The organism is Ensifer sp. ENS06, from assembly GCF_014852205.1.
Classification (GTDB): Bacteria; Pseudomonadota; Alphaproteobacteria; order Rhizobiales; family Rhizobiaceae; genus Ensifer; species Ensifer adhaerens.
Window position 1 is genome coordinate 182,190 of sequence record NZ_JACVBC010000012.1, and the last position, 9,303, is coordinate 191,492.

7 protein-coding genes and 1 pseudogene are annotated in these 9,303 nt (G+C 58.1%); 6 read left to right on the forward strand and 2 right to left on the reverse strand.

What is annotated here, in order from left to right; all coding sequences use genetic code 11:
* The first annotated feature begins 218 nt into the window (after window positions 1-218).
* From IB279_RS29460 to IB279_RS29485, 6 genes are all read left to right on the forward strand, one after another.
* Window positions 219-1,238, forward strand: coding sequence for a BMP family protein (locus IB279_RS29460; protein WP_192340355.1), 1,020 nt, complete (start codon window positions 219-221; stop codon window positions 1,236-1,238).
* 143 nt (window positions 1,239-1,381) lie between these two features.
* Window positions 1,382-2,977, forward strand: coding sequence for an ABC transporter ATP-binding protein (locus IB279_RS29465; protein WP_192340357.1), 1,596 nt, complete (start codon window positions 1,382-1,384; stop codon window positions 2,975-2,977).
* Complete coding sequence (locus tag IB279_RS29470; RefSeq protein WP_192340359.1) at window positions 2,974-4,074, forward strand: ABC transporter permease; 1,101 nt, start codon at window positions 2,974-2,976, stop codon at window positions 4,072-4,074. The genes IB279_RS29465 and IB279_RS29470 overlap by 4 nt, the downstream gene beginning before the upstream one ends.
* Window positions 4,075-4,089: 15 nt before the next feature.
* On the forward strand, window positions 4,090-5,058 hold the full coding sequence (locus IB279_RS29475; protein ID WP_192340361.1) for an ABC transporter permease: 969 nt from the start codon (window positions 4,090-4,092) through the stop codon (window positions 5,056-5,058).
* Window positions 5,058-5,468: a cytidine deaminase gene (cdd, locus tag IB279_RS29480; RefSeq protein ID WP_192340363.1), complete on the forward strand. Its 411-nt coding sequence runs from the start codon at window positions 5,058-5,060 to the stop codon at window positions 5,466-5,468. The genes IB279_RS29475 and cdd overlap by 1 nt, the downstream gene beginning before the upstream one ends.
* A gap of 8 nt (window positions 5,469-5,476) precedes the next feature.
* Window positions 5,477-6,439, forward strand: coding sequence for a nucleoside hydrolase (locus tag IB279_RS29485; RefSeq protein ID WP_192340365.1), 963 nt, complete (start codon window positions 5,477-5,479; stop codon window positions 6,437-6,439).
* 746 nt (window positions 6,440-7,185) lie between these two features.
* Here the strand turns inward: IB279_RS29485 and IB279_RS29490 are convergent.
* Entirely contained in the window at window positions 7,186-8,622 is a 1,437-nt protein-coding gene (locus tag IB279_RS29490; protein ID WP_192340367.1) for an aldehyde dehydrogenase family protein, read from the reverse strand.
* 4 nt (window positions 8,623-8,626) lie between these two features.
* Window positions 8,627-9,175: pseudogene (locus IB279_RS29495) on the reverse strand (dihydroxy-acid dehydratase); the annotation flags it as partial.
* Window positions 9,176-9,303 lie beyond the last annotated feature (128 nt).

Below are 9,303 nucleotides of genomic sequence, written 5' to 3' on the forward strand. Positions count from 1 at the left end.
GGGACTAGCCAATTCACCTGTAGGCAGGAAATCTAACGGATAGACCAAGCCTAGCTCGGGCTTTTGACCAGCCCAGCAATGCGTCCTGGAGCGCCCCAGCACCGCGCCGATTCCACTCGGCAATGCCCGTATTCAACTGCAGGAGGCTTGATTTGCAATAAAGTATACATTATTACGTACCAATGACAAAACGCCGTTAAAAGAAAAGGGGAACTGACATGACGAACATATGGACGCAACTTTCAACAACCGCTGTCCTTGCGATCGCCGCATGCAGCCTTGGGCCAATGGCTGCCCGAGCAGAAGACATCAAACCAGCCATCCTCTACGACTTGGGTGGAAAGTTCGACAAATCGTTTAATGAACCCGCCTTCGATGGAGCGCGGAAGTTCGTCGACGAACACAACCTCGAGCTGATGGAGTTTGAACCTCAGACCGAGGCGCAGCGTGAGCAGGCCCTGCGTACTTTTGCCGAACAGGGTGGCAACCCCATCTTGGCAGTTGGGTTTGCTTGGCAGCCAGCTTTGGAGAAGGTCGCTCCCGAGTTCCCCGACGCAAAATTCATCATCGTTGACACGACGGTTGATCTGCCAAACGTGGAATCCATCGAATTTGCGTACAACGAAGGCTCGTTTCTTGTTGGTGCCCTTGCGGGTCTAAAGACCAAGACAGGCACCGTGGGCTTCGTTGGGGGTATGGACATTCCGATCATCCGTGATTTTGCCTGCGGCTACCAAGCTGGGGTCCACCTGACCAAACCTGGCGCGAAAGTAATCGTGAACATGGCAGGAACCACACCCGCAGCTTGGACGGATCCTGCTCGGGGTCGCGAGTTGACTTTAGGGCAGTTCGAGCAGGGAGCTGATATTGTCCACGGCGCGGCGGGCGCGACTACTCTGGGCGTTCTTCAGGCAGCGGCAGATGCGAAGAAGCTCGCGATCGGCGTGGGTACAAATCAAAACGACGTGCAGCCGGGACACGTTTTGACCACCAACAACGCTGCTCTGGACGTCGCCGTATACAAGGCTTTTGAGTCGGCTCAAAATGGCACGTGGAAGCCTGGAAGCGTCGTTCTCGGCGTCAAGGATAGGGGTGTCGATTGGGTTCTGGACGATAACAATCGACCGCTGCTGACAGACGAAGACATTGCAAAGATGAACGAGATCAAGCAGTCGATCGTTGACGGGAAGATCAAGGTCCCGAGCTACCTCACGAATGGGACTTGCCCTGCCGAGTAGGGGCGGCTGACAGGGCGGTGCGACGGCGGGCCAAGCCCCGAGGACCTCGCACCGTTGTCCACTCAATTTGCGGTGCGAGGCCGAGTGGGGCGCGCGCGACATCGCGCGCCGCCATACGCGTTGTTTTTGGGAAAGGGAGCAGGATGAACGTCATCCAGATCGAGCGTGGCTCTCCTGAAGTCACCTACGCTGTAGAGTTTTGCGGAGTGACGAAGAGCTTTGGGACGGTAATCGCCAACGATGATGTAAATTTTGGCGTTCGAAAGGGTACGATTCACGGCATTATCGGGGAAAACGGGGCGGGAAAGTCCACGCTTATGAGTATTTTGTTCGGGCTTTATCACCCGGACAGAGGCGAGATATTCCTGAACGGAGCCCGCTCCGACATCAAGAACCCCTCGACCGCCATTCACGCCGGCATTGGGATGGTGCACCAGCATTTCATGCTCGTAGAACGAATGACTGCGCTGCAGAACGTCGTCCTCGGTAAAGAGGACGGCTTCTGGCTGAAAGGCGGAACAGGCAACGTCACGTCCAAAGTCCAAGCCCTTCAGGCGCAGTATGGACTTCACTTCCCTCTTGATGCTGTCACACGCGACCTGCCCGTTGGCGTACAACAGCGGATCGAAATCCTGAAGGCGCTCTACAGAGGCGCCGAAGTCTTGATATTGGACGAACCGACCGGGGTCTTGACTCCGGGCGAGGTGCAAGAACTCTTCAAGGTGTTTAAGGACCTTAAGGCCCAAGGCAAAACCGTAATCCTGATCACGCACAAGCTCCAGGAGATTTTGTCCGTCACGGATTCCGTGACGGTGCTGCGCCAGGGCAAAAGTGTCGGAACCTACGCCACTGCCGAAACCGACCGAATGATGCTGGCCACGCTGATGGTAGGACGACGCCCGAATGCGCCTCCCCAAGCCCGCGAACCGCGCAGACCGGACATCCGTGTCGAAGTCGATCAGCTCAGTGTAAGGGATAACCTGTCAATCCAACGCGTATTCGACCTGAGCTTCCAGATCCATGCCGGCGAAGTGCTCGGCATTGCGGGTGTGGCGGGCAACGGCCAGTCGGAGCTGATCGCGGCGCTGGCCGGGCTCGCCAGCCCAATGGCGGGCCGTATCAGGCTTGGTAGCCTGGAAATGTCGGCCGATCGCCCGGCTCACCCGGAAGCGATTAGGGAGAATGGCGTCGGTCATGTTCCGGAGGATAGGCATCGCCTCGGGATGATGAAACGGTGGACGGCGGCGGAGAACAGTATTCTCGGGCTTCATCGATCTGGAAAAATCGACGGTGTGGGAAAGCGAATACAACCAACAAAGGTCAGTCGCTGGTGTCAGGATCTGATGAAAAAGCACGATGTCCGACCCGCCGATTCAGAACTGCGGTTCGGACTGTTTTCAGGCGGCAACCAACAAAAACTGGTCATCGGCCGAGAACTCGCTCTCTCTCCAGACATCCTGCTTATCGGACAACCGACACGCGGTGTCGATATCGGTGCAATCGAAAACATCCATGCGGCTCTGCTCTCGGAGCGAGACAAGGGCAAGTCCGTGCTTCTCATATCCGTTGAATTGGAAGAAGTGTTGGCCCTCTCAGACCGGATCCTAGTGATGTTCGAAGGCAGGTCTATGGGCATTGTCGGGCGCGCAGACGCCGATGAAAAACTACTTGGCCTGATGATGGCCGGCCTCCCCCTGGCTGAGGCACAGGCAGAAAAGCAGAAGGTAGCGGTACAGTGAAAAACCAAGCGAGCGGCACCATTGCGGCAATCGTCGCAACATTGATCAACGTTGTAGCCGCATTCTTGATCGGCGCGTTGCTGATCTGGGCAGTGGGCGAGAACCCTCTGAAAGCATTCGGGGTTGTTTGGACTGGCGCGTTCGGTAGCCTGAAGGGCATCTCATTCACGCTCTACTATGCAACCAATTTCATCTTCACAGGCTTGGCCGTTGCTGTCGCGGCGCACGCGCGCGAATACAACATTGGCGGTGAAGGGCAGGCCTATGTTTCCGGGCTGGGTGTCTACCTAGTTGGCGTAGCGCTGCCCTTCCTACCATGGCCGGCGGCCTTGGTCGTGGGTATTGGAGCGGGAATGTTGTTCGGCGCGACGTGGGCTTTCGTGCCGGCTTACATGTCGGCTCGGCGCGGCAGCAACCTGGTGGTGACGACCATCATGTTCAACTTCCTGGCCTCACTGGTGATGATCTACTTGATCGTCAACTTGCTCCGGCCGCCGACGTCAATGATTCCGTCCTCTGCGGCTCTGCCAGAGAATTTGTCGCTGCCAAGAGTTGACGAAATCCTCCGCGCGTTCGGCGTCAATATGCATGAAACCCCATTGAACATCACGTTTCTCGTTGCGTTGATTGCCTGTGCCGCAGTCACCTATCTGATCTGGTACACGCGTTGGGGCTACGAACTTCGAGCAGTCGGCGAGAACCGAGATGCAGCAGCATATGCCGGAGTTCAGGTTCCCCGAATCATCATACAGGCAGTGTGCCTATCGGGTGCTCTGGCCGGCATGGTAGGTTTGAATGAAGTTTTTGGGGTTCAGCATCGGCTCATCCTCGACTTCGCCCTCGGCTATGGGTTCACCGGGGTTGCCGTCGCACTGATCGGGAACAACCATCCACTTGGCATCATTCCGGCAGCCATCCTCTTTGGCGCTCTCTACCAGGGTGGTGCGTCGATGTCGTTCATGTTCCCCAAGATATCCCGCGAGGTGGTGGTCGTGCTTCAAGGGCTTGTCATCCTATTTGCGGGCGGGTTTGTCTCGGTGCTCAAACCGTATCTATCGCAGATGCTTGACTATCTCACTGCACGCAAGACGGCGTAAGAAGGAGCGTCTTCGATGGACTACCTAACGATTATCTTTGTTACGGCCTCAGCCCTTCGGCTCGCCGTTCCGTTGATTTTTGCATCGATGGGAGGCCTATATGCCGAGAAATCCGGTGTCATCGACATCGGGCTTGAAGGCAAGATGCTATTCGGAGCTTTCGCGGCAGGAGCGTGCGCGGCAAGCTTCGGAAGCGCCGGCGCCGGCCTGATCGGGGCAATTTTCGCTGGGGTTATGCTTGCGCTGGCACAAGGGTTCGCATCAATTCACCTGCGTGGAAATCAGCTCGTCATTGGCATTGCCATCAACATCATTGCTTCGGGTCTGACGGCATTTCTCGGCATTGCATGGTATCAGCGCGGCGGCCAGACGCCGCAGCTTGACGTACAACAACGTTTTCTGCCTATTACGCTTCCCGGAGCAGAGACGCTCGCCGACGTCCCGGTCGTCGGCCCCCTCTACAGTCAGGTCATCAGCGGACAAACGGTTTTCGTTTATGGAGCGTTCCTGCTCGTCGCTGTCACCGCAGTGGTTATTTATCGTACGCGTTTTGGCCTGCGCCTGCGGGCCTGTGGGGACAAACCTCAAGCCGCGGACACCGCCGGCATCTCCGTCTATGCCACCCGCTATCTGGCCCTTGCGATCAATGGAGCTCTTTGTGGGATCGGGGGCGCCTACTTCGCTCTCGTACAGGGCGGAGCCTTCTACAAGGATATGACGGCTGGCCAGGGCTACATGGCTCTCGCGGCGGTCATCTTCGGGAACTGGCGCCCCGGCCGGGTCTTGGCGGCCTGTCTTCTTTTTGCGTTTGCTGACGCCATTCAAGGACGCCTCCAAGGGGCCGCAATAGACGGCGTTATGATCCCCACACAGATCATCCAAGCCCTCCCGTACGTCCTGACACTGTTGTTGCTCGCGGGCGTCGTCGGACGCGCGGAAGGACCGATCGAGGCAGGACGACCCTATCTCAAAGGAGAGCGTTAATGATCGAAACCCAATTGTTCGGGGCTGCTAAGAGTGCGCGTTCGAATGCATATGTTCCGTACTCGAATTTCCCCGTGGCGTGCGCGATTCAGTCCGAGAGCGGCAAGATCTATGTCGGAGTAAACGTCGACAACGCATCCTTCCCTGAAACCGCTTGCGCCGAAGCCAACGCGATTGGAGCGTTGGTTGCAGCTGGCGAACGCCGTATCAAAGCCGTCCTGGTTTTGGGTGGCCATCCCGGTTCTGGTGTGCTCTGCACACCTTGCGGGGGATGCAGGCAGCGGCTAGGCGAGTTCTCGCAGAGCGACACAATGGTTTACGTATGCAGCGATGAAGGGGTGCAAGAGGTGATCGCCTTCGGCGAACTTCTTCCGCGTGCATTCGGCCCCAACAACCTTAAACAAGAGTGATTAGCAGTATGGCTCACAAGGTAATTGTAGACACCGATACGGGCATCGATGATGCGATGGGATGCGTTTTGGCGTTGAAGCGTCCTGAACTTGAGGTGCTCGGATTCACATCAGTGTTCGGAAATGTCGACGTGGAGCTTACGACGCGCAACACGGCCGTCCTGCTCGAACAAACCGGCCATTCGGATGTTCCGCTCGCCCGAGGTGCAGCAAGGGGATTTGTGGGTATCCCCTCCTTCAACCCCGAGATTCACGGCCATGACGGTGTCGGCAACGCAGATTTCCCAACCCCAACGAAGAGAGCGGAGCTTCCAATATCGGCAGCGGAGTTCATCATACGATCGGCCCGGGAGAATCCTGGTGAAGTGACCTTCATCGCGCTTGGTCCTCTGACGAATCTGGCGCTTGCACTTATGCTGGACCCAACACTGCCAACGTATCTGCCGCGAGTTGTGTGGATGGGGGGCGCGGTCTACGAACCAGGAAATGTTACACCCGTAGGGGAAGCCGATGCCTGCCACGATCCCGAAGGCGCCCAAATGGTACTGGAGCAGGCTAGTTGGGAAGTCATGGTTGTGTCTTTGGACGTGACGGATAGCACGCTGTTTCGAGCGGTGGATCTTGAAAGGCTCAATCGCTCTTCATCCCCTGCTGCACGCTATCTCCAACGGATTGTCCCTTTCTATATGGACTTCTACAGCCCCCTTTTGGGCGAGCGTGCCTGCGCAATGCACTCCGCGCTGACTGTTGGTCTGGTGGCACGTCCCGAACTCATTCGCGGCGTCGAAAAGCTTCCGATTTCGATCGAACTCAACGGTTACCTGACGCGTGGAATGACAGTCGCGGATCGTCGTCCAGGTCGCAAAGTCTCAGCGAATCGAGCTTGGATGGTAGCTCCCGAAGCTACTCTCGTTCGCGATGTGAACAGAAGCGCTTTTGTCGAACTCTTTCTCGAAAGCGTCGACGCTTGAAGTTCTCTCCGTTTTGAGGTTGGGCATTCGGTCAGGACATGGACGTTCCTGGCGTCAATGGCGCAAGTCGACAAAAGACGCCAATCGGATTCCAAACGCAGTTCTGACCGACGTTCCCGCACGGCCAATTGTAGACAGCACGGACCAACTCCAATCGAAGGCGAAGGACCTGAGGGGCCAAACAGCCCTATCCAGAATCGTTTCGTCCATCACCGCCGGCGCTTTTCACAATACTGCGTTGACAAGGCTACGTTCTCTAATTCGGCGCGGTGCGGACCGACAATCCAGGAGATCTCACGCGCGCCCGAGTAGCCTGCGATGGCCGTGCCAGTGACTTAAATCGGCAGCTTCAATTGTCGGAACAGCGCGAGCACGCTGTTTTACCGTCACTTCCCCTACACGTGGTTAAACGCCAATGCTGCCGTGCGGACCGGCGCACGCCTTACCCCGGGTAAGAGTATTGCTGTCCTGCGGGGAGATCGACAGGGGTCCTGACGACCTTGTTTCAGTAAGCTGCCAGGCGGCCTTCGCGTGGTCAGCGTTCGGAATAGTGATCACGAAAGAAGCTGAGCTCCACCCAAAGGATATTGATGGTTGCTTTCAGCAAGAGAGCAATACAATGGGCTCCACCACCTCACGACCTGAGGCAATAGAGTCGACAAGACGGCTGAGGCAGAGCGATCACGAAAGACGACGTGCGCCCCAGCCGGATACCGCGGAGCGCATGTCAAAATGAAAATCAAGCTTCAGGTATTCGTATATGCCGACTTGACGGTTGTGTAGAATTCGGCGGCATAGCGACCCTGCTCGCGCGAGCCATGGGAGGAGCCCTTGCGGCCACCGAAGGGCACGTGGAAATCGACGCCGGCGGTCGGCAGGTTGACCATCACCATGCCGGCCTCGGCATTGCGCTTGAAATGCGTCGCATGTTTCAGGCTGGTGGTGGCAATGCCCGACGACAGCCCGAACGGCGTGTCGTTGGCGACGCTCAGCGCCTCGTCATAGTCCTTCACCCGGATCACCGAAGCGACCGGCCCGAAGATCTCTTCACGAGAGATGCGCATCTGGTTGGTTGCCTCGGTAAACAGCGCCGGCTGCAGGTAGAAGCCGGGCGTGTCGCGCTTCAGAAGCTCGCCGCCGAAGGCGAGCTTGGCGCCTTCCTGTTTGCCGATGGCGATATAGTCGGTGTCCTGGTTGAGCTGGCTCTGGTCGACCACCGGGCCGATATGGGTGCCGGCCCTCAGCGCGTCGTCAATCACCAGACCCTTCATGCGCTCGCCCATCGCCGCCACGAACCGGTCGTGAATGCCTTCGGTGACGATCACCCGCGACGAGGCGGTGCAGCGCTGGCCGGTGGAGAAGAAGGCGGAATTGACCGCCGCTTCGACGGCAACCCCGAGATCGGCATCGTCGAGCACCACGAACGGGTTCTTGCCGCCCATTTCCAGCTGGTATTTGCGATTGTGCTCGACCGAGGCCAGTGCCACGCGTTTTCCCGTGCCGGTCGAGCCGGTAAAGGTGATCGCCTGGATGTCGGGGCTGTCGAGCATCGCCTGGCCGACGACCGAGCCCTTGCCCATCACCAGGTTCATCACGCCCTTCGGCAGCCCGGCGCGATGGAGAATGTCGACGATCGCCCATGAGCAGCCGGGCACCAGTTCGGCCGGCTTGAACACGATGGTGTTGCCGTAGCAGAGCGCCGGCGCGATCTTCCAGGCGGGAATGGCGATCGGGAAATTCCATGGCGTGATGATGCCGACGACGCCGACCGGCTCGCGGGTGATCTCGACGCCGATATCAGGACGCACCGAGGGGATGACCTCGCCGGCCAGCCTGAGCGCTTCGCCGGCGAAGAAGTCGAAGATCTGGCCGGCGCGCACGGTCTCGCCGATGCCTTCTGCCAGCGTCTTGCCCTCTTCGCGCGACAACAACCGTCCGAGCTCGTCCTTGCGCGCCAGGATCTCGTCGGCGGTCTTTCGAAGGATCGCATGGCGCTCGAGGATGCCGGAGCGTGACCAGGCCGGAAAGGCAGCCTTGGCCGCGGCAATCGCCGCCTTCGCATCCTCGGCCGAGGCGCGCGCATATTCCCCGATCACGTCGTTGGTGTCGGACGGATTAATGTTGAGAATAACATCGATACCGCCCACCCATTCGCTGGCGATGAGGTTCTTGAACATTTTCATTTTCCTAGTGATTGTGACGGGGCGGAACCGTGGAAATCCGTCGAAACTCGTCTGCCCCTTCAAGAATTGCACCATCTGCTAGCTGATTGACCGAACGTCGGTAGATCCTCTGCCAAGGGGTCGCGTCGGGTGGCACTGGCGGTATCCCGTCGCCCTTGCGTCGCTCTATCTCAACTTCCTCGACCAGCATGTCGCAACGCCCCTTTTTTAAGTCTATGCGGATTACATCTCCCGTCCGCAACCAGGCGAGGCCGCCGCCAGCAGCGCTTTCCGGAGACGCGTTGAGAATGGATGGACTGTCCGCCGTGCCGGACTGGCGACCATCGCCGATTGTTGGAAGGCTTGTGATGCCCTTCTTGAGGAGATGATCCGGGGGTTGCATATTGACCACTTCCGCCGAACCCGGCCAGCCCATGGGACCGGCGCCGCGGATCACAAGTATGCTGTGTTCGTCCATATCCAAGGAGGGATCGTTAATGCGCCGGTGGTAGTCCTCCGAGCCGTCGAAGACGAAGGCCGTGCCCTGGAAAACACCTTCGTCGCCCGGTTCCTCGTGACCTTGCCCCGTTGAAATAATCCATTTTGAAGTAAGCTCTGGCCCATTGAGAGGACCAGGGAATGAAGCGCAACCGTTTCACAGACGAACAGATCATCGTCATTTTGAAGGAGCACGAGGCTGGC

Coding starts and splice junctions, on each gene's coding strand:
- IB279_RS29460 (WP_192340355.1), top strand. CDS start 219: ATGACGAACATATGGACGCAACTTTCAACAACCGCTGTCCTTGCGATC.
- IB279_RS29465 (WP_192340357.1), top strand. CDS start 1,382: ATGAACGTCATCCAGATCGAGCGTGGCTCTCCTGAAGTCACCTACGCT.
- IB279_RS29475 (WP_192340361.1), top strand. CDS start 4,090: ATGGACTACCTAACGATTATCTTTGTTACGGCCTCAGCCCTTCGGCTC.
- cdd (WP_192340363.1), top strand. CDS start 5,058: ATGATCGAAACCCAATTGTTCGGGGCTGCTAAGAGTGCGCGTTCGAAT.
- IB279_RS29485 (WP_192340365.1), top strand. CDS start 5,477: ATGGCTCACAAGGTAATTGTAGACACCGATACGGGCATCGATGATGCG.
- IB279_RS29490 (WP_192340367.1), bottom strand. CDS start 8,622: ATGAAAATGTTCAAGAACCTCATCGCCAGCGAATGGGTGGGCGGTATC.